Consider the following 20,082-nt stretch of genomic DNA (forward strand, 5'->3'; position numbering starts at 1 on the left):
ACCCCTTTCCCGGGGCTCGTTACTGCACTTCTAGTCGTTTGGCTGGGGACGCCGGCCGGCCCGTCACGCAGAGGGCCGGCCGGCGGCCGATCACACGTCCTCGACGCTGGACGGCTCGCGGCGGGACAGGTCGATGCCCAGCTCCTCCGCGGCCCGGAAGACCTCGTCGTCGGTGTCGCGCAGCTCGATCGCCTGGCCGTCGCCGGAGAGGACCTCCACGTTCAGGCAGAGCGACTGCAGCTCCTTGAGCAACACCTTGAACGACTCCGGGATGCCCGGCTCGGGGATGTTCTCGCCCTTGACGATCGCCTCGTACACCTTGACGCGGCCGAGGATGTCGTCGGACTTGATGGTGAGCAGCTCCTGCAGCGCGTAGGCCGCGCCGTAGGCCTGCATCGCCCAGCACTCCATCTCGCCGAACCGCTGGCCACCGAACTGCGCCTTACCACCCAGCGGCTGCTGCGTGATCATCGAGTAGGGACCGGTCGACCGGGCGTGGATCTTGTCGTCGACCAGGTGCAGCAGCTTCAGGATGTAGACGTAGCCCACCGAGATCGCCTCGGGGAACGGCTCGCCGGAGCGGCCGTCGAAGAGCCGGGCCTTGCCGGTCGGGGCCACCATGCGCTCCCCGTCCCGGTTCGGGGTCGTCGAGCTGAGCAGCCCGACGATCTCCTCCTCGCGGGCGCCGTCGAACACCGGCGTCGCCGTCCGGGTGCCCGGCGCGGCCGACCGCGCGGCCTCCGGCAGGTTGGCCGCCCACTCCGGGGTGCCCTCGACCTGCCAGCCGGACTTGGCGACCCACCCGAGGTGGGTCTCCAGGACCTGGCCGACGTTCATCCGGCCCGGGACGCCCAGCGGGTTCAGGACGATGTCCACCGGGGTGCCGTCCTCGAGGAACGGCATGTCCTCCTGCGGCAGGATCTTCGCGATGACGCCCTTGTTGCCGTGGCGGCCGGCGAGCTTGTCACCGTCGGAGATCTTGCGCATCTGGGCGACGTAGACCCGGATCAGCTCGTTGACGCCGGCGGGCAGCTCGTCGCCGTCCTCGCGCGAGAACACGCGGACGCCGATGACCTTGCCAGACTCCCCGTGCTTGACCTTCAGGCTGGTGTCGCGGACCTCGCGGGCCTTCTCGCCGAAGATGGCCCGCAGCAGGCGCTCCTCGGGGGTCAGCTCGGTCTCGCCCTTGGGCGTGACCTTGCCGACGAGGATGTCGCCGGGGACGACCTCGGCGCCGATGCGGATGATGCCGCGCTCGTCGAGGTCGGCGAGGACCTCCTCGGAGACGTTCGGGATGTCCCGGGTGATCTCCTCGGCACCGAGCTTGGTGTCACGCGCGTCGACCTCGAACTCCTCGATGTGGATCGAGGACAGGACGTCGTCCTGCACGAGGCGCTGCGACAGGATGATCGCGTCCTCGTAGTTGTGGCCCTCCCACGGCATGAAGGCGACGAGCAGGTTCTTGCCCAGCGCCATCTCACCCTGGTCGGTGCAGGGGCCGTCGGCGATGACCTGGCCGGCCTCGACGCGCTGCCCCTCGTCGACGACGGGGGTCTGGTTGATCGAGGTGCCCTGGTTCGACCGGCGGAACTTCAGCAGCCGGTAGGTCTGCCGGGTGCCGTCGTCGGCCATGACGGTGATGTAGTCCGCGGTGGAGTCCTCGACGACACCGGACTTCTCGGCCACGACGACGTCGCCGGCGTCGACGGCGGCACGCAGCTCCATGCCGGTGCCGACCAGCGGCGCCTCGCTGCGCAGCAGCGGGACGGCCTGACGCTGCATGTTCGCGCCCATGAGCGCGCGGTTGGCGTCGTCGTGCTCGAGGAACGGGATCATCGCCGTCGCGACCGAGGTCATCTGCCGCGGCGAGACGTCCATGTAGTCGACCTGCTCGGGCGACAGGTAGTCGACCTCACCGCCCTTGGTGCGGACCAGGACGCGGTCCTCGGCGAACCGGCCCTGGGCGTCCAGCGGCGAGTTGGCCTGGGCGACGACGAAGCGGTCCTCCTCGTCGGCGGTCAGGTAGTCGATCGTGTCGGTGACCACGCCGCTCTCGACGCGGCGGTACGGGGTCTCGATGAAGCCGAAGGCGTTCACCCGGCCGTACGCCGACAGCGAGCCGATCAGGCCGATGTTCGGACCCTCGGGGGTCTCGATCGGGCACATCCGGCCGTAGTGGCTCGGGTGCACGTCGCGGACCTCCATGCCGGCCCGCTCACGGGACAGACCACCCGGGCCCAGCGCCGACAGGCGGCGCTTGTGGGTCAGGCCCGCGAGGGGGTTGGTCTGGTCCATGAACTGGGACAGCTGGCTGGTGCCGAAGAACTCCTTGATGGAGGCGACGACCGGCCGGATGTTGATCAGGGTCTGCGGCGTGATCGCCTCGACGTCCTGGGTGGTCATCCGCTCGCGGACGACGCGCTCCATGCGGGAGAGGCCGACCCGGATCTGGTTCTGGATCAGCTCGCCGACGGTGCGCAGCCGCCGGTTGCCGAAGTGGTCGATGTCGTCGACGCCGTGGTCGGACTCGCCCGCGTGCAGGCGCACCACGTACTCGATGGTGGCGACGATGTCGTCCTCGGTCAGCGTCAGCGTGCCCTGGGGGACGTCGACGCCGAGCTTCTTGTTGACCTTGTAGCGGCCGACCTTGGCCAGGTCGTAGCGCTTGGCGTTGAAGAACAGGTTCTCCAGCAGCGCCTGGGCGCTCTCCCGCGTCGGCGGCTCGCCCGGCCGCAGCTTGCGGTAGATGTCCAGCAGCGCCTCGTCCTGGCCGGCGATGTGGTCCTTCTCCAGGGTGGCCAGCACCGTGGGCGACCACTGGAAGTGCTCGCGGATGCGCTCCTCGGTCCAGCCCAGCGCCTTGAGCAGCACGGTGACCGGCTGCCGGCGCTTGCGGTCGATGCGGACGCCGACGGTGTCGCGCTTGTCGACGTCGAACTCCAGCCACGCACCACGGCTGGGGATGACCTTGGCGCTGAAGACGTCCTTGTCGGAGGTCTTGTCCAGGGTCTTGTCGAAGTAGACGCCCGGCGAGCGGACCAGCTGCGAGACGACGACGCGCTCGGTCCCGTTGATGACGAAGGTGCCCTTGTTCGTCATGATCGGGAAGTCGCCCATGAACACCGTCTGCGACTTGATCTCGCCGGTGGTGTTGTTCATGAACTCGGCGGTGACGAACAGCGGCGCCGCGTAGGTCATGTCCTTGTCCTTGCACTCCTCGAGGGACGCCTTGACGTCCTCGAAGCGCGGGTTGGAGAAGGACAGCGACATCGAGCCGCTGAAGTCCTCGATCGGGGAGATCTCCTCGAGGATCTCGGCCAGGCCGCCGACGGCGTCGGCCTGCTCCTCCGCGGGGAGGGTGGCCCGCCACTCGGGGCTGCCGATGAGCCAGTCGAACGAGGCGGTCTGCAACGCCAGGAGGTCCGGCACCTCGAGCGGCTCGGAGATCTTGGCGAACGAGACGCGCAGCGGCGCGCCCGGGATCTTCTGCTGGTCGGCCTCACCGGTGCGGGGGCCGGTTTGGGGGGCCTGTGACTGCTGGCCGTAGGGCCCGGAGTCGGTCGTGCGAGGGTTGATGCTGGTGGGGCGAGAGCCTGCCAAGATGCGTCCTTCCAAGGACCTCACGACGTGCGGGCGGTGGGTGCTGGTTCGTCCTGGGTCGTCGTCGGTAATGGCGGGGCTGTCCGCATTCGTCCTGCCCGGACGGTCGACGGGCGTCCGGAGGACGGTCCCCCCGGGCACCCCAGGCGACCCGTCTCGGCGGGCAGGCAGTCAGGGGGCAGCGCAACAGAGAACCCTACCCCCGCTGGCGCCGGCTGTCCACGTCGGGGGTCCGCACGCGAGGAGGACCACACCCGGGAAGGGCAGCCGGCCAGCGGGGCCGGGTCGGGCCGTCGTCGACGGCCCGCCCATGATGCCAGTCCCGCGGCGGCTGTGGGGCCGCCACGCCGCGCGGGCCCGGGTCCGCCGGAGCCCGCGGCGGCCCGCGAGCTGCGCTGCCTCCGGCCGCGCCGGCGCGTCGCTGCTGGCCGACGCGGGCGTCCACCTGCCGCGGGCCCACGCCGGCGCTGTCGTCGTGCGTGGTCGCGGCTCCCGCCCGCCCGGGCCACGGGCGCGTCGTCCACCCGGACGGACGACGCAGGGGCCGCCCTCCGGGTGGAGGACGGCCCCTGCGGGTCGTGCGAGGTGGTGCCTCACCCGGCGGTCGGGACCGCCGGGTGGGGGGTCACTTGACGGTGACGGTGGCGCCGGCGCCCTCGAGAGCGGCCCTGGCCTTGTCGGCGGCGTCCTTGTCGACCTTCTCCAGGACCGGCTTCGGCGCGCCGTCGACCAGGTCCTTGGCCTCCTTGAGGCCGAGCGAGGTCAGGCCGCGCACCTCCTTGATGACCTGGATCTTCTTGTCACCGGCGCTCTCGAGGATGACGTCGAACTCGTCCTGTTCCTCGGCGGCGGGGGCAGCACCGTCGCCGGCCCCGCCGGCTGCCGGGGCGGCCGCGACGGCGACCGGAGCAGCGGCGGTGACCTCGAAGGTCTCCTCGAACTGCTTCACGAAGTCGGACAGCTCGAGCAGCGTCATCTCCTTGAACGCGTCGAGCAGCTCCGCGGTGGACAGCTTGGCCATGATCTCTCCTTCTGGGGTCAGTCGGTGCTGGCCGCAGCGTCCGCGGCGTCAGCGGTGTCGGTGGTGGTGTCAGCAGCAGCGGAGTCGGTGCCCTCGGCGGGCTTCTTCTCCTGCAGCGCGGCGGCCAGCCGGGCGACCTGGGACAGCGGGGCCTGGAACAGGCCCGCGGCCTTGCTGAGGTTGCCCATCATCGCGCCGGCCAGCTTGGCCAGCAGGACCTCGCGCGGCTCGACGTCGGCGAGGGCGGTGACCTCGGCGGCGCCGACCGTGCGGCCCTCGACCACGCCGCCCTTGACGACGAGCAGCGGGTTGGTGCGCGCGAAGTCACGGATGGCCTTGGCCGCGTTCACCGGGTCGCCCTCGATGAAGGCGATCGCGGTCGGGCCGTTGAGCAGCGGCGCCAGGTCGGCGTGGCCGACCTGCTCCGCGGCCCGCTTCGTCAGGGTGTTCTTGACGACGGCGTAGCTGCTGCCCTCACCGAGGGAACGGCGCAGCTGGGTCAGCTGGGCCACGGTCAGCCCGCGGTACTCGGTGAGCACCGCCGCGCTGGACGACTGGAACCGCTCGGTGATCTCGTCGATCACCGCGGCCTTCGCCTGCGTGGGCATGGGCCTCCTCTCGTCTGTCGGGCCGACCACCGGCCGGTGCACGATGGCGGGCGATCAACCGGACCCGGAGACGAGGAACGCCCCGGCGCAGGCGCACGGGGCGAAGAACGCGGGCACACGGTGCCGCGCCGATCGGACCGTCCTCCTGCGCGGGCCGCCCGGAGTCCGGGACCTTCGATCGCACGCGGACGTGCGACGACCAGCGGTCGTGGGGGGAACGCGACAAGCATACGCCACAGGGCAGGGTTGCCCGTTGTCGCCGTCCTCACCCGGCGGGACCGGCGATCTCGCACGCCCGGGTCCCCGGAGCGTGCGGCATCGCCGACGTCGCCGCCAGCCGGGTCCCGAGGACGACGGAGGCCCCGCCGCGCGGTGCGCGACGGGGCCCCGGGACCTCGGCGGGTGGCCCCTCGCAGGGCCCCACCGCGAGCGTCAGCGAGCGGAGGGGGGCGAGGGGGTCCTCTTTCAGGCGGTGGGCTCGTCCACCGTCAGGTTGCGGGTGCGGTTCGGGTCGACCGGGATGCCCGGGCCCATGGTGGTGGAGATGGTGACCTTCTTCAGGTACCGGCCCTTGGCGGCGGCCGGCTTGGCGCGCAGCACCTCGTCGAGGGCCGCGGCGTAGTTCTCCACCAGCTTGGTCTCGTCGAACGAGGCCTTGCCGATCACCAGGTGCAGGTTGGCCTGCTTGTCGACGCGGAAGTTGATCTTCCCGCCCTTGATGTCGTTGACCGCCTTGGTGACGTCGGGGGTCACCGTGCCGGTCTTCGGGTTCGGCATCAGGCCACGCGGGCCGAGGATGCGCGCGATCCGGCCGACCTTGGCCATCTGGTCGGGGGTGGCGATCGCGGCGTCGAAGTCCAGGAAGCCGCCCTGGATGCGCTCGATCAGGTCGTCCGAGCCGACGACGTCCGCGCCGGCGGCCTCGGCCTCGGCAGCCTTGTCACCGGTCGCGAAGACGATGACGCGGGCGGTCTTGCCGGTGCCGTGCGGCAGGTTCACCGTGCCGCGGACCATCTGGTCGGCCTTGCGCGGGTCGACGCCCAGGCGCATGGCCACCTCGACGGTGGCGTCGTAGGCCGTGGGCGACGTCTCCTTGGCCAGGGAGGCCGCCTGCAGCGGGGTGTAGAGGTTCTCGCGGTCGACCTTCGCCGCGACCTCGCGGTACTTCTTGCCGTGCTTCGCCATGGTGGTTCCTCTCCCCCGGCGCCTCGGCCGGGAGTCGTGTGGTGCGCGGGCCTGGCGCGGCCCTCCCACGATCGCTGTGTTCGAACGGCCCCGTTGCAGGGTCCCGAGCCGGACCTGCCGGGCGCGGGGAGCAGCGGGTGCTCGGTGCAACGCCGCCGGGGCCCGGCGGCTTCCGGCCCCGTCCCGGGTCCCACCCCGACCTTGCGGAGGGCGGGGAGGACGGGGTCCTCCTACTGGACGGTGATGCCCATCGACCGGGCGGTGCCGGCGATGATCTTCTCCGCCTCGTCGAGGGAGTTGGCGTTCAGGTCCTGCATCTTGGTCTGCGCGATCTCGCGGACCTGGTCACGCGTGACGGTGGCGACCTTGGTCTTGTGCGGCTCGCCCGAGCCCTTCTCCACACCGGCAGCCTTGAGCAGCAGGCGGGCCGCCGGCGGGGTCTTGGTGACGAAGGTGAACGAGCGGTCCTCGTAGACCGAGATCTCGACCGGGATCACGTTGCCGCGCTGCGACTCCGTGGCGGCGTTGTAGGCCTTGCAGAACTCCATGATGTTGACGCCGTGCTGGCCCAGCGCCGGACCGACGGGCGGCGCGGGGGTGGCCGCACCGGCGTTGATCTGGAGCTTGATGACCGCGGTCAACCGCTTCCTGGGGGGCATGACTTCCTTCTGGTGACGGGATGGAACCGGCCCCGGTGCAGGGTCCCGACCCGAGCGGAGCGAGGGGCGGGGGGCACCGGGGTCCTTCTCACAACTTCTGGACCTGGTTGAACGACAGCTCGACCGGCGTCTCCCGGCCGAAGATGGAGACCAGCACCTGCAGCTTCTGCTGCTCGGCGTTGATCTCGTTGATCGTGGCCGGGAGGGTGGCGAACGGGCCGTCCATGACGGTGACCGACTCGCCGACCTCGAAGTCGACGACGGTGGTCGGGGCGGCCGTGGCGGCGGTGCTCGTCGTCTCGGCCGCCTTCGTCGTCTGGGTGCCGGCCGCGGGGGCGAGCAGGCTCACGACCTCGTCGATGCTCAGCGGCGAGGGGCGCGACGTCGCCCCGACGAAGCCGGTGACTCCGGGGGTGTTGCGCACCGCGCCCCAGGACTCGTCGTTGAGGTCCATGCGGACGAGCAGGTAGCCGGGCAGCTTCTTCCGGTTGACCTGGGTGCGCTTGCCGTTCTTGATCTCGGTGACCTCCTCGGTGGGCACCTCGATCTGGAAGATGTAGTCCTCCATGTCGAGCGACTGGATGCGCGACTCCAGGTTGGTCTTCACCTTGTTCTCGTAGCCGGCGTACGAGTGGATGACGTACCAGTCGCCGAACTGGCCGCGCAGCACCTTGCGCATCGCCTCGGCCGGGTCGGCCTCCTCGTCGTCCTCGGTCTGGTCGCCGAGCTCGTCGAGGTCGGAGGACGCCGCCGGGGCGGCCAGCGGGTCGGTGGTCAGGCTGTCGGGGTCGCCGCTCTCCACGTCGGGGGCCACGTCGGCCACGCCGGTGAGGGCGTCCTGGTCGGCGGTGTCGACGGAGCCCTCGGCAGCCCCGGTCTCGCCGGCGCCGGTCTCGACGTCCGCGGTGCCGCGCACGTCGAAGCGGGCGTCGTCGAGGGCGCTGGCCGCGACGGCGCTGTCGGTCTCGAAGGGCTGGCGGGGGTCGGTCACGGTGTCTCTTCCTTGTCGGTGGTGCAGGCGCGGGTGGGCTCAGCCGAAGACGGCGAGCACGCCCTGGGCGAAGAGGAGGTCCAGGCCGGCCACCAGGGCGACGATGAAGGCCACGAAGACGATGACGACGGTCGTGTAGGTGATCAGCTCGCGACGACCCGGCCAGATGACCTTGCGCAGCTCGGCGACGACCTCGCGGAGGAACCGCCGGATGCTGCGCCGCGGCCGCGCCTCGGCGGCGCGGTCGCGCTCGGCGGCGGCCCGCGACCGGGTCGCACCGCCGTCGGCGGTCCGGCCGGCGGGGCGCGACGGCGTGCGCTCCCGGGCGGCCCGGCGGGAGCGGGGGGCCGACTCGTCGTCCTCGTCGTCCCCGGCGGTGATCCGGCCGCCCCGGCGGGCGCCGGTCTGCCGCGCGGCCACGACCTTGTCCTCGTCGCTCTCTGCCTCGGCGGCGAGCTCGGCCTCGGCGGCCGCCAGCTCGGCGGCGTCGGCCACGCCCGGCGCCTCGCGGTCGAGCTGCTCGTCGGTCGGCTCGGCGTCGGAGGCGGCGCGGGGGTCGCCGTCGCGTGCCGGCTTCTCGTCGCTCACTGCGCCTCGCTCGCCTCGCTGGTGGTGGCCGTTGTCCTGGGGCCGACGGTCGGTGGTGGTGCTGTCGTACGGGTCGTGCACGTCGCCGGCGGGGAGCCGGCGGCACGGGCAGGGGTGACAGGACTTGAACCTGCAGCCTGCGGTTTTGGAGACCGCTGCTCTGCCAATTGAGCTACACCCCTTGGAGGACCCCGCCCGCCCCACCCTTCGCACGCTCGGGATGGGACCCGGGACGGGCCGCCCGGGACCGCGTGGCCCGCTCCGGTCGGCACCGTTCCCGCGAGGGGTCCCGGGGCACGCCGGTGGCGGGGTCAGTAGCCCCAGGACAGCCAGTGTACGGGACCGCGGAGGACGCCGACCAACGTGCCGGGCGAGGACCGCCGACGCGTCGGGGGGAGGACCGCCGACGGGGTCGCCGCCGGGATCGGAGGGGGCCACTCACACCGCCCTCCGACATGATGGGGCCATGACCGCCGTCTCCCCCCCGGAGTCCGCTGCACCGCCCCCCGGGCTGCCGCCCGCCGACCGGCGCATCTCCCGCCGCATCGCCGCGATCGCCGAGTCGGCGACGCTGGCGGTGGACGCCAAGGCCAAGGCGCTCAAGGCCGCGGGCAAGCCGGTGATCGGCTTCGGCGCCGGCGAGCCGGACTTCCCGACGCCGGACTACATCGTGGAGGCCGCCGTCGCCGCCTGCCGCCAGCCGGCGATGCACCGCTACACCCCCGCGGGCGGGCTGCCGGCACTCAAGGAGGCGATCGTCGCCAAGACCGCACGCGACTCGGGGCTGCAGGTCACCCCGGCGAACGTGCTGGTGACCAACGGCGGCAAGCAGGCCGTGTACGAGGCCTTCGCCACGATGCTCGACCCGGGCGACGAGGTGCTGCTGCCCGCGCCGTACTGGACCACCTACCCCGAGGCGATCGCCCTGGCCGGCGGCGTGCCGGTGCCGGTCGTGGCCGACGAGGAGAGCGGCTACCTGGTGTCGGTGGCCCAGCTCGAGGCGGCCCGGACGCCGCGCACCAAGGTGCTGCTGTTCTGCTCGCCGTCCAACCCGACCGGCGCGGTGTACCCGCCGGAGCTGGTCGAGGAGATCGGTCGCTGGGCGTACGAGAACGGGCTGTGGGTGCTCACCGACGAGATCTACGAGCACCTCACCTACGACGGGGCGACGGCGCCGTCGATGCCGGTCGTCGTCCCGGAACTCGCCGACCGCTGCGTCGTCGTCAACGGGGTCGCCAAGACCTACGCGATGACCGGCTGGCGGGTGGGCTGGGTGGTCGGACCGGCCGACGTCGTCAAGGCCGCCACCAACCTGCAGTCGCACGCCACCTCGAACGTGGCGAACGTCTCGCAGGCGGCCGCGGTCGCCGCGCTGACCGGTGACCTGTCGGCGGCGGCCACGATGCGGGAGGCCTTCGACCGACGGCGGCGCACGATCGTGTCGATGCTGCGCGAGATCCCCGGGGTGGCCTGCCCCGAGCCGCGCGGCGCGTTCTACGTCTACCCGTCGGTCAAGGCCCTGCTGGGCCGCCCGATCGCCGGCCGGACGGCGGAGGACAGCGTGCAGCTGGCCGAGATCGTCCTCGAGGAGGCGGAGGTCGCCGTCGTCCCCGGTGAGGCCTTCGGCACGCCGGGCTACCTGCGGATGTCCTACGCCCTGGGCGACGACGACCTGGTCGAGGGCGTGTCGCGGATGCAGCGACTCCTCGGCTCGGCGAGCTGAAGGAGGACCCCGTCCCCGGCTGGCTCGTTCCATCGGGCTCACCGCGGCCGCGTCCCGGGCACCGCCGGCCCTGCAGGGTCCCGCCGCGAGCCTGCGAGTGGCGGGGGGTAGGAGGGTCCTCCTGCCGAGCCTGCGAGGGGTGAGAGGGACGGGGTCCTTCCACGGTGAGGAGGACGGGTCCTCCTACTCGTCGAGGGCGCCCGCCTCGGTGAGGACGTCCAGCGCCGCGGGCAGCTCCTCCAGCGCCCGCGAGACGTCGTCGGGGGTGGCGATCGTCCAGGCGTTGGCGCTCACGTAGCAGCGCAGCGCGGCGTCGAACGCCTCGGCGCCGGCGGCCTCGCGGGCAGCCACGAGCGCGGCGCCACCCGTGCGGTACACGCGGCGGGAGTGGTCCGCGGCGCTGTCGAACCGGTCGATGGCGGCGCCGACCTCACCGGGCGTGCCCAGCGCCTGTGCCACGGCGTCCTCGGACACCGGGAAGGCGACCGACTCGGCATGGGTGGCGAACGCCTCGTCCAGCCGCGGATCGCGGAAGTGGGAGTCGCCGACCATCCCGTAGGACCACATGTGCGCGACCTCGTGCACCAGCACGCGCCGGTCGGCGCCGGCGAGCAGGACGAGCGGGGTACTCGATGCCGCCGCCCTCGACCGGCAGCAGCGGCACGGTGAGCGTCGCGTACGGGAACGGACCGAAGCGGGTCTCGAGGTCGTCGATCGCGGCCAGGGTCCACGCGGTGAGCTCGCGGGCCGGGACGTCCGCGCCCGGCAGCACGCCGGTCGTCACCTCGACCCCGCCCGCGCCGGTGGTGCTCGCGGTGTCGAACCCGCCCACGGCGACGCTGACGTCCCGGGCGACCGGCTCGACCGACGTCCAGGTGCGCCGGCCGTCCTGCGGCGCGGAGGGATCGGCCTGGTCGCCGGTCATCAGCACGGTGAGCGCCTCGGGGGCCGAGACCCGGACGGTCGTGCCGGCGGCGGGGCTCCTCGCGGTCTCACCGGGCACGTCGACGAACGGGTCGCGAGCCCAGCCGACACCGGGCTCCCACGCCAGCAGTGGCGCAGGACGGCGCCGAGCGCGAGCAGGGGCCGCCGCGCACTCACGCCAGCTGGACGGTGGCGCGGGCCAGCGAGAGCACCTTCTCGCCTCCGCTGGTGACGGTCAGGTCGACGCGGGCACGGCCGTCCTGGCCCAGGGCGCCCACCCTGCCGCGGACGGTCACCTGCGCGCCGGTGCCGTCGTCGGGGACGACGACCGGCCGGCCGAACCGCACGTGGTACTCGACCAGCGCGCCCGGGTCGCCGGCCCAGGCGGTGACCGCCCGCGCGGCCAGCGCCATGGTCAGCATCCCGTGCGCGATCACGCCGGGGAGGCCGACCTCGGTGGCCACGCGCTCGTTCCAGTGGATCGGGTTGAAGTCCCCGGAGGCGCCCGCGTAGCGGACGAGGTCGGCCCGCGTGACGGGGTAGGTCTGCTCGGGCAGCTCGGTGCCGACGGCGACGTCGGCGGCGCGCACCGTGGCGGTCACCATGCCCTCCGTTCGCTCGCGCCGGGCGGAGCCGGCCGGACTGCGGAGCCGCTCACGCGCTCCCCCGGGCGACGAGCATCGAGGTGGCCGAGCAGACCGGTTCGCCGTCCTCCGTGGCGACGTCCACGCGGGTGGTGAGCAGGTCGTTGCCGCCGACGCTGCGCACGGCCTCGATGGTGGGGGTGGCGACGAGCCGGTCACCGGCGCGGATCGGCCGGTGGTGGGTGAAGCGCTGCTCACCGTGGACGACGCGGCTGTAGTCGAGCGCCACGTCGGGGTCCTCGACGACGACGCCGGCGGCCGAGAGCGTCAGGGCGATGGCGAAGGTGGGCGGGGCGATCACGTCGGGGTACCCGGCCGCGCGGGCGGCCTCGGTGTCCCGGTGCACCGGCTCGGCCGCACCGATGGCGTCGGCGAACTCGGCGATCTTCTGCCGGCCGACCTCGTAGACGGCGGAGGGCGGGTAGCTGCGCCCGACCAGTGCCGGATCGAGCGCCATGCTCCCGCCCTCCCTCTCGCGTGGACCGCTGCGTCAGCGGGTCTCAGCGGTGGTCGGAGACCGCGTCAGCGGGTCTCGCGGTGGATCGTGTGCTTGCGGTCCTTGGGGCAGAACTTCTTCAGCTCGAGCCGGTCGGGGTCGTTCCGCCGGTTCTTGCGCGTGATGTAGTTCCGGCTCTTGCACTCCTGGCAGGCCAGGGTGATCTTCGGACGGATGTCGGTGGCTGCCACGGGGCGCTCCTCGCCTTGTCGGGACCGGGCCGGGCCCGGGGACGCGCGGACGGGTGCCCGCACGGTGCTGCAACACGCCGACGGACCCCGGGTGAGCGGGGTCCGTCGAGAGTAGCGGTGACCGGATTTGAACCGGTGACACAGCGATTATGAGCCGCTTGCTCTGCCTGGCTGAGCTACACCGCCGGACGTGACCGTGCGGCCCGGTCTCGGCGACCGGGCCGAGCGGCCACTGTGTTGTTCCAGAGCCCCTTTACGGAATCGAACCGTAGACCTTCTCCTTACCATGGAGACGCTCTGCCGACTGAGCTAAAGGGGCGGGCTTCGAGCCGTCAAGAACTGTACCCGACGCCTCCGGGGGTTCGTCGCAGGGGGGTCCCGGCGCGCTCAGGAGCGCACGAACAGGCGCCGGTGCGGCGTGCCGGGGACGGCGGAGCGCACGCCGGTGCGGGCCAGGATCCAGCTCTCCAGCCGCTCGTCGGGCAGCGGCCGGCTGACCAGGAAGCCCTGCAGCTTGTCGCAGCCCATCTCGGCCAGCAGGTTGCGGGTCAGCTCGTCCTCGACGCCCTCGGCGACCACCCGCAGGCCCAGGTTGTGCGCCAGCTCGATGATCGAGCGGGCGATGAACGACTCCCCCTGGCTGGTGGCCATGCCCAGCACGAAGGACTTGTCGATCTTCACCTCGTCGATGGGCAGCTGGCGCAGCTGGGACAGCGAGGAGTAGCCGGTGCCGAAGTCGTCCATGGACAGCCGCAGGCCCAGGGCGTGCAGGTCGGCCAGGACGGTGCCGCTGCGCACCGAGTCGTCGACGACGCTGCCCTCGGTGAGCTCCAGGATCAGCAGCTCGCCGGGGACGCCGTGGCGGCGCAGCGCCCGCCGCACCCGGTCGACCAGGTCCGGCTCGGCCAGGCAGCGGGCCGAGAGGTTGACGGCCACCGACAGCGCGATGTCCTGGTCCAGCCACCTCCGGCAGCGGGCCAGCGCCAGGTCGAGCACGTGGTCGGTCAGTGAGCCGATCCGGCCGATCTGCTCGGCCAGGTGGATGAACTCGTCCGGCGCGATCGACCCGTAGCGCGGGTGCGCCCAGCGCACCAGCGTCTCGACCGAGACGATGTCCGAGGTGCGGGCGTCGATGATCGGCTGGAAGACGACGGTGATCTCACCGTCGGCCATGGCCTGCTCCAGCTCGGTGCCCAGCTGCAGGCGGCGCAGGCTCTGCTGGTCGAGCACCGGGTGGTAGCTGGCCACGCCGGTCTTGCCGGCGCCGGCGAGCAGGGCGACGTCGGCCCGTTGCATGAGCGTGCCGGCATCCGCGCCGTGCACGGGGGCGGCGGCGACGCCGATGGTCAGCGTCACCTCGAGGTCCAGGCCGGCGACCCGGGCGCGCGTCGAGGTCGCCTCGCGCAGCCGGCGCGCGGCCCGCTCGGTCGCGGGCAGCGACAGCCCGGGCAGCAGGACGGCGAACTGCTCGCCCTCCATGCGGGCCAGGAGGGCCTGCGGCGGCGCGTGCTCGCGGAGCAGGCCGGCGGTGACCAGCAGCAGCTCGTCGCTGGCCGCGTGGCCGAGCGTGTCTGTGACCTCGGCGTAGTTGTCCAGCGAGGCGAGGATGAGGCCCGCCCGCCCGGAGACGGGGTCCGCGGCGAGCAGCTGGTCGATCTCCGCCGCGAGCCGCTGCCGGTTGGGCAGGCCGGTGAGCCGGTCGTGGTCGGCGTCGTAGCGGATCTGGGTCAGCAGCTGCTGCTGGCGGATCGCGGCGTTGACGTGGGTGAGCATCGAGTCCAGCGCGGAGCGGTCGCCGTCGGCGAAGGAGACGATGTCGTGGCGCCGGTCGCACACCTCGAGGTAGCCCGGTTCCCCGGCCGCGGTGGCCACCGGTGCGGCGAGCAGGTCGCGGGCGCCGCGGCGCGCGAGCGCTGCGGCCTCCTCCTCCGTGGCCCGACCCAGTGACACCAGCACGGGGCCGTCGTGGGCCCCCTCGGTCGCCCGCCGGCGGAACAGGTCAGCCGGGTCGCTGGGACCGTCGTACCAGCCCCGGCCGTCGTCCGAGGTCACGACCAGTCGGGGCTCCTCGTCCAGGTAAGGCGGCAGCCAGAGGGCGACCCGCTCGGCGTTGAAGAGCTCGCGGATCTCCTCGACGAGGCGTCGGGGGCCGTCCTCGTCGGGGCCGATCTGCTCCACCTGGCGGGCGAACGCGTAGACCTTCTCCAGGTCCGCCCCCTCGCGCGCCACCGCGGCGAACCTCCGGTACAGGAGGACCAGTCCAACGAGCAGCGGCGCGACGAGCAGGAGGGACCAGGGCGTCACATCCGTCAGGAGCAACAGCGACAGCCCGACGAGGACCGCCATGGGCGTGACCGTGGCGGTGGCGAGCAGCAGGCTCGTCCACAGCGCCCGGCCGGGGTACCCCTGCGTGGCGATGATCGCCAGACGGATGAGCACGCCGCCCACGAGCGTCGCGAGGACGATGGCGACGAGGTAGGACAGCCACGTGACGGGCTCGGACACGACTCCGACCGGTAGCAGCTGCAGCACGGCGAGGGCGACAGCGACCTCGACCACCGCCACTGCCGTGTTGGCGATGACCTTGGCGGGACTGAACCGCTGGGCGACACAGACGACGCCCACTGCCAGGGCCCGCGCGAGCGCGGTCCACGTCGGTCCCACCTCGACGAGGGCCACGACGAAGACGACCTCTGTCGCCGAGATGGACACACCCTGTCGGCGGAACTCGACGTGGAGGTTGTAGCACTCGGCCACGACGAGGCCGGCCAGGACGACGACCACGACCACCGGGTTGACGGACCAGAACCCGGTCGACCCGACCCACAGCGCCGCCGGCAGAGCGATGACCAGGCTGAGCCAGCCGATGACGGCAGGTCCCAGCGAGGCCACTGGCCAGCGCTGCAGTGGGGCGTCCTGTTGAGCCACTGGCACCTGTATTCGCCGGGGGGAGATGAGCGGGGCCGAGGCTAACAGCGGGACACCACGCCGCCGGGCGCTCTCAGGACTCCTCCCCCTCCGACGGGTGAGGGAGAGGCGACGCAGGCCCCACGTCCCCCCGCCGCCGCCACGACGGTCGCCAGGTGGGACGACGTGACCGTCGCGTCGGGCAGCGGACGGGTCAGGCGGTCAGGCCACCTGCCGGCTCCACTTGTGACCGCGGCTCCACTTGTGACCCCGGCTCCACTTGTGACCGCGGCTGGCGGGGGAAGACACAGCGTTGCTCATGACGCCTCCTCAGGCATGAAGGACTGCTGTTCGTTTCAGGGCAGTCGTCCAGGCGCGGGGGCAGAGCGTTTGGGTACGGACCGCGCCTGAGAGATTGCTGCCCGTCACCCGTTCGAAGCAAGCACCGTTGATCATCCCGACACGAATAGGCGTCATGCCGTCACGTAGAGTTATGCCTTGTGACGGTCTGTACCCCGGCGGGGGTACACGGGCGTCCTCCTGTGACGACGGTGGACAGGAAGGGCGCGTGGGACCGAGCTCTGCCGGCGTGTCGAGGTGGGTCCACAGGCCCCGGATGCGGTTGACCACGGTTCCCCCGATCGGGTCCACAGCCCTCCACAGCGCTGTCCACAGCTCGTGGACAGGGGGGGTGGCCCACCTACGCTGCGCCGCGTGCGACGGGACGGGGACGACGCCGAGCGCGGCTCGACGCTGCCGCTGGTCCTGGTGTGCTGGCTGGTCGCCGCCCTCATGGCCTTCGGCGCCATCGCGGCGTCCGACGCGTTCCTCGAGCAGCAGCAGGTGCAGTCGGTCTGCGACGGCGCTGCCCTGGCGGCGGCCAACGCCACCGACGAGGCGGCCCTCTACGCCACCGGCGTGGGGACGACGCTGCCGCTGACCCGGGCGAGCACGCAGGCGGCCGTGGCCGACCAGCTGGCCGACGGCGGGACGGCGCTGCACTCCTGGTCCACCGAGACCGACGGGGTCGAGGTCACCGTGCGGTGCACGCGCTACGTCGAGATCGCGTTCGGCTGGCTCTTCCTGGGCGGGCAGCCGCTCGAGCGCACCGCCGTCGCCGGCGCCCGCGCCCCGACCATCCCCTGAGACGCGCCCTCTCCACCAACGGCAGCGGCCCCCGACCTCTGCGGAGGGTCGGGGGCCGCGTGTACCGGGTGTGGCGGGTGAAGGATTCGAACCTTCGTAGGCTAAGCCGACGGATTTACAGTCCGCTCCCATTGGCCACTCGGGCAACCCGCCGTGGTGGTACGCGGGAGAGCGTACAAGACGCCGGAGACCGACCTCGGCAGCGGCCCCGCGGGGCCGCCCGTGGCGGGTGGCCGGCAGACGGACGGAAGGAGCAAGCGACACATGGCCGACTCGTCGTTCGACGTGGTGAGCAAGGTCGACCGCCAGGAGGTCGACAACGCCCTCAACCAGGCCGCCAAGGAACTCTCGCAGCGCTTCGACTTCCGCGGGACCAACGCGACGATCGCCTGGGCCGGCGAGGAGGGCGTCACGCTGCAGGCCGACACCGAGGAGCGGGTCTCGGCGGCCCTCGAGGTCTTCAAGGAGAAGCTGGTCAAGCGGAACATCTCGCTGAAGTCGCTCGACGCCGGCGAGCCGCAGTCCTCCGGGAAGTCGTACAAGATCGGGGCCCGCATCAAGCAGGGCATCGAGTCCGACACGGCCAAGAAGATCGCCAAGATCATCCGTGACGAGGGGCCCAAGGGCATCCAGGCCCAGATCCAGGGCGACCAGCTGCGGGTCAGCGGCAAGAAGCGCGACGACCTGCAGGCGGTCCAGCAGCTGCTGCGCAGCAAGGACCTCGACGTCGCCCTGCAGTTCGACAACTATCGCTGACCTGACCTGTTGGTGCAGGTCAGGTCGTCGTCACAGCGTCTCGGTCCGCAGGGAGTCCGCACCTGCGCCCAGCGCGGCGGCCATCAGGTCGCCGGCTGCGGCGCGCGTGCGCTCCTCGGCCGTGGGCCACAGGAGCGAGCAGACGCCGAGCGTGATCGTCGCCGAGGAGCGCCCGCTGCACGGTCACCACGTCGCAGCCGGACGCGATGAGTCCGCTGGCGTGGACGTGCCTCAGGTCGTGCACGGGTACCCGTCGAGCCGCACGGCGACCGTGCGGACCTGCCGCCACTGGTGGGCTGCGGAGTTCCGGTCCAGCGGTAGCGCGGCGGTGGAGAACGGCCGGTGGCCCCGCAGCAGACCTGTGCGCCGCACGCGCTCGGCGAGGACGGCGATCAGCTCGGCGGGGGCGTAGACGACCCGCTCGGACCCGAACTGGGTCGCCCCGAGCTCGGTGGTCGGGTTGGTCCCACCCTGCAGCTGGTGGCGGGCGGAGACCGTCCGGCGCAGGAAGTCGACGTCCTCCAGGCGCAACCCGGCTGCCTCCCCCGACCGCAGCCCGGCGGAGGCGCACGCTGCGATGGACGGCCGGAAGCAGGTCGGAGCGACGTCGAGCGCTCGCCCGACCTCCTCGGCGGCGGGGATCGTGATGGCCGACGACGTCCTCGTGCAGCCGACCGGCGCCACGGTGCTGGTCAGAGGCGGCGTCGTCGGCCACGACGTCCAGGCCGCCGCGGCGATGAGCCGGATCCTCAGCATCGTGCGCACCCTGGGCGCGCTCGACGGCGCGGGCCGGCCGCGGGGCTGCAACGGACGGAGGAAGAGGGGGGAGACGCTGCGCTCGGGGATCCTCGCCCCTGCGGTCGCTGGCCGCCTCGGCCTGGATCCAGCGGGAGGTCAGCGGGCGCCCTCGGGATCGGAGCCGGCCGCCCGTCGATCTGCACCGTCCGGCCCGGGTCACCACCTGGTCCGTGCCGGTACCGGCGACGGGAGCGCGGCTGCCTCCCCGGTGTCAGACCCCACCGTGTACTGCCGCGGCAGCCAGGCGGCGTAGCCGGTACCCACGCAGTCCTGGTCGGAGGCGCAGACCGCGGAGTCGTACCGCCCGTAGGTGTAGAAGGCGGCCTTCTTGGCGCTGAGGTCGGCACCGAAGACGTTCGGGGGCTTCCCCGAGGTGCCGTAGCCCTCGTAGCCGGTGAACGTGTGGGCCGTCGTGTACGAGAGGTGCGCCTGCCGGGCGAAGTACGCGCTGACGTGATGGTCGCTGTGGTCGCCGTCGCCCAGCGCGCCGACGTAGTCCAACGCGTGGACGACGGACGGCTGGAGGGTCGTCATCAGCGCGGCGAGGGTGTCGATGAGCCCCTGCCGCGTGTAGCCGGGGCTCTCGTCGACCGGCTGCATGGTCCTGATCGACCCGCTCCACAGCTTCTGCAGGCTCTGGCTGCCGTAGGTCCCGAAGCCGGACCCGTCGGTGTTGCCGTCGGGCAGGCGCAGGAAGACCTGGCGGACGTTCGGGTTGCCGGTGAGCGTGAACGTGGTGATCGCGTGCCCGTTGGCGCTCGTGGTGCTCTGCGACCACGTGTCGGCGACGCCGGCCATCTGTGCGTAGGCGGCGTTCTCGCCCTGCTCCCGGCCTCTCCAGTAGGTCTGGCCGGCACCCCTGTCCCCGGCGGTCACGTACACCGTCGTGACGCAGATCCCGGACGTCGCCGCGTGCAGCAGGTCCGGGCTGATGAACAGGAGGTCGTCGTCCTCGTGCGCGACGACGAACATCTCACTGCTCGTGCACGTGGCAGCGGCCGTGGGGGTCACGGGGACCAGCACGGCGAGCAGCGCGCCGAGCACCGTGAGGACCGGCGTCGCGCACCGTCGACGTCGCTCCCTGGTGCCGCAAGCGCAGCAGCCGAGTGACAAGGCGCCGGCGCGGCCACCGCTGGAGCGGTGATCCTGCTGCACCTGGGCTTCATGACCCCGACTCCTCCGAGGCGAGGGACGAGGAGGTGGCGTGCAGGCCGTGGACGCATCGGATCGTCGACAGGTCCGTGGGCGGCCATCGGCGCTGCAGCCCACCCGACCGCCACCTCGAACGACCCGCTGCGCTGCCCGAGGCCCACGATCCGGCCGAGGAGCGGCGCTTCAGTCGCCCTGCGCACTCTTCCGGCTGCCCGCGGGCGCACTGGTCCGGGTGGTCGCCAGCCCACCGATGGCAGACCCGACGAGTGCGGTCAGCGCCGCCAGGTTGCTGGGGTCTGCCTTCGTGGCGATGAGTCCGATGACGCCGAGCAGCCCGATCAGCGCGCAGGCGCCGAGCAGGTAGATCACTGCGGTGATGACCGAGTGCTCGGTCGCGGGCTCCTCGACCTGGATCGAGCGCCGCACGACCCCCGACTCGGTCTGTGACTGCTCTGCGGCAACACCCTCGGCGATGATGGTCACACCACACCTCCCGACTCGGGTCCATGGCGACGTCGACCTGACACGTCGCTGCGTCCCGCAGTGGGCCGATCGGACGCACGAGCGGCGCCGCCAGTCCCGCCACACCTCCATGAGGGCCGGGTGGCTGCCATTGATACCTCGCCGATCGACGTGACACCGGTCGGCGGAGCGCCAGATCCGGCGGGAGCCGGGGAGGAGTGCCCGATCAGG

The 20,082-nt window shown here is 72.3% G+C and carries 18 protein-coding genes and 4 tRNA genes; 3 read left to right on the top strand and 19 right to left on the bottom strand.

The genetic code is table 11. From position 1 onward, the window contains the following. Positions 1–90: 90 nt before the first annotated feature. From rpoB to ACU610_RS16720, 8 genes are all read right to left on the bottom strand, one after another. Positions 91–3,600, bottom strand: a complete 3,510-nt coding sequence (gene rpoB, locus ACU610_RS16685; protein WP_446768815.1) for a DNA-directed RNA polymerase subunit beta — start codon at positions 3,598–3,600, stop codon at positions 91–93. Positions 3,601–4,225: 625 nt separating this feature from the next. Further along, positions 4,226–4,621 (bottom strand): 50S ribosomal protein L7/L12, encoded by a 396-nt coding sequence (gene rplL, locus ACU610_RS16690; protein WP_446768816.1) that lies wholly within the window; start codon positions 4,619–4,621, stop codon positions 4,226–4,228. 17 nt (positions 4,622–4,638) lie between these two features. Further along, on the bottom strand, positions 4,639–5,229 hold the full coding sequence (gene rplJ / locus ACU610_RS16695) for a 50S ribosomal protein L10 (RefSeq protein ID WP_446768817.1): 591 nt from the start codon (positions 5,227–5,229) through the stop codon (positions 4,639–4,641). 465 nt (positions 5,230–5,694) lie between these two features. Further along, positions 5,695–6,414: a 50S ribosomal protein L1 gene (gene rplA, locus ACU610_RS16700; RefSeq protein WP_446768818.1), complete on the bottom strand. Its 720-nt coding sequence runs from the start codon at positions 6,412–6,414 to the stop codon at positions 5,695–5,697. A gap of 230 nt (positions 6,415–6,644) precedes the next feature. Then, a complete protein-coding gene (gene rplK / locus ACU610_RS16705; protein ID WP_446768819.1) occupies positions 6,645–7,073 on the bottom strand; it encodes a 50S ribosomal protein L11 in 429 nt (142 codons plus the stop codon). An 88-nt stretch (positions 7,074–7,161) separates the two neighbouring features. After that, positions 7,162–8,064, bottom strand: a complete 903-nt coding sequence (gene nusG / locus ACU610_RS16710; RefSeq protein WP_446768820.1) for a transcription termination/antitermination protein NusG — start codon at positions 8,062–8,064, stop codon at positions 7,162–7,164. Between the two features lie 39 nt (positions 8,065–8,103). Further along, a complete protein-coding gene (secE, locus tag ACU610_RS16715; protein ID WP_446768821.1) occupies positions 8,104–8,652 on the bottom strand; it encodes a preprotein translocase subunit SecE in 549 nt (182 codons plus the stop codon). Positions 8,653–8,761: 109 nt separating this feature from the next. Further along, positions 8,762–8,834: transfer RNA gene (locus ACU610_RS16720), tRNA-Trp, on the bottom strand. Positions 8,835–9,118: 284 nt separating this feature from the next. Between ACU610_RS16720 and ACU610_RS16725 the strand changes: the two genes are divergently transcribed. Further along, positions 9,119–10,375 carry a pyridoxal phosphate-dependent aminotransferase gene (locus tag ACU610_RS16725; RefSeq protein ID WP_446768822.1) on the top strand — a complete coding sequence of 419 codons (1,257 nt, stop codon included), beginning with the start codon at positions 9,119–9,121 and terminating at the stop codon, positions 10,373–10,375. Positions 10,376–10,558: 183 nt separating this feature from the next. On the opposite strand, the gene ACU610_RS16730 is transcribed toward ACU610_RS16725, so the two are convergent. From ACU610_RS16730 to ACU610_RS16760, 7 genes are all read right to left on the bottom strand, one after another. Further along, entirely contained in the window at positions 10,559–10,966 is a 408-nt protein-coding gene (locus ACU610_RS16730; RefSeq protein ID WP_446768823.1) for a hypothetical protein, read from the bottom strand. Between the two features lie 506 nt (positions 10,967–11,472). Next, a complete protein-coding gene (locus ACU610_RS16735; RefSeq protein WP_446768824.1) occupies positions 11,473–11,901 on the bottom strand; it encodes a MaoC family dehydratase in 429 nt (142 codons plus the stop codon). A gap of 52 nt (positions 11,902–11,953) precedes the next feature. Then, positions 11,954–12,400, bottom strand: a complete 447-nt coding sequence (locus ACU610_RS16740; RefSeq protein ID WP_446768825.1) for an FAS1-like dehydratase domain-containing protein — start codon at positions 12,398–12,400, stop codon at positions 11,954–11,956. A gap of 65 nt (positions 12,401–12,465) precedes the next feature. Continuing rightward, the gene (gene rpmG / locus ACU610_RS16745) at positions 12,466–12,630 is read right to left on the bottom strand and encodes a 50S ribosomal protein L33 (protein ID WP_012950506.1); all 165 of its coding nucleotides are present in this window, start codon (positions 12,628–12,630) and stop codon (positions 12,466–12,468) included. A gap of 112 nt (positions 12,631–12,742) precedes the next feature. Next, positions 12,743–12,816: transfer RNA gene (locus ACU610_RS16750), tRNA-Met, on the bottom strand. 60 nt (positions 12,817–12,876) lie between these two features. Beyond that, positions 12,877–12,949: transfer RNA gene (locus tag ACU610_RS16755), tRNA-Thr, on the bottom strand. 68 nt (positions 12,950–13,017) lie between these two features. Next, positions 13,018–15,522, bottom strand: coding sequence for a putative bifunctional diguanylate cyclase/phosphodiesterase (locus ACU610_RS16760; protein WP_446768826.1), 2,505 nt, complete (start codon positions 15,520–15,522; stop codon positions 13,018–13,020). Between the two features lie 729 nt (positions 15,523–16,251). On the opposite strand from ACU610_RS16760, the gene ACU610_RS16765 reads away from it, so the two are divergent. Next, positions 16,252–16,683, top strand: a complete 432-nt coding sequence (locus tag ACU610_RS16765) for a pilus assembly protein TadG-related protein (protein ID WP_446768827.1) — start codon at positions 16,252–16,254, stop codon at positions 16,681–16,683. Positions 16,684–16,754: 71 nt separating this feature from the next. Here ACU610_RS16765 and ACU610_RS16770 read toward each other — a convergent pair. Beyond that, positions 16,755–16,836, bottom strand: a tRNA-Tyr gene (locus tag ACU610_RS16770). Positions 16,837–16,947: 111 nt separating this feature from the next. Here ACU610_RS16770 and ACU610_RS16775 point away from each other — a divergent pair. Next, entirely contained in the window at positions 16,948–17,439 is a 492-nt protein-coding gene (locus ACU610_RS16775) for a YajQ family cyclic di-GMP-binding protein (protein WP_446768828.1), read from the top strand. A 231-nt stretch (positions 17,440–17,670) separates the two neighbouring features. Here ACU610_RS16775 and ACU610_RS16780 read toward each other — a convergent pair whose 3' ends face one another. The 3 genes from ACU610_RS16780 to ACU610_RS16790 form a co-directional block, all read right to left on the bottom strand. Continuing rightward, positions 17,671–18,195, bottom strand: coding sequence for a hypothetical protein (locus tag ACU610_RS16780; protein WP_446768829.1), 525 nt, complete (start codon positions 18,193–18,195; stop codon positions 17,671–17,673). A gap of 198 nt (positions 18,196–18,393) precedes the next feature. Continuing rightward, positions 18,394–19,281: a PIG-L family deacetylase gene (locus tag ACU610_RS16785; protein WP_446768830.1), complete on the bottom strand. Its 888-nt coding sequence runs from the start codon at positions 19,279–19,281 to the stop codon at positions 18,394–18,396. 291 nt (positions 19,282–19,572) lie between these two features. Beyond that, positions 19,573–19,872, bottom strand: coding sequence for a hypothetical protein (locus tag ACU610_RS16790; protein ID WP_446768831.1), 300 nt, complete (start codon positions 19,870–19,872; stop codon positions 19,573–19,575). Between the last annotated feature and the right edge of the window lie 210 nt (positions 19,873–20,082).

It is taken from the genome of Geodermatophilus sp. URMC 61 (assembly GCF_052931555.1).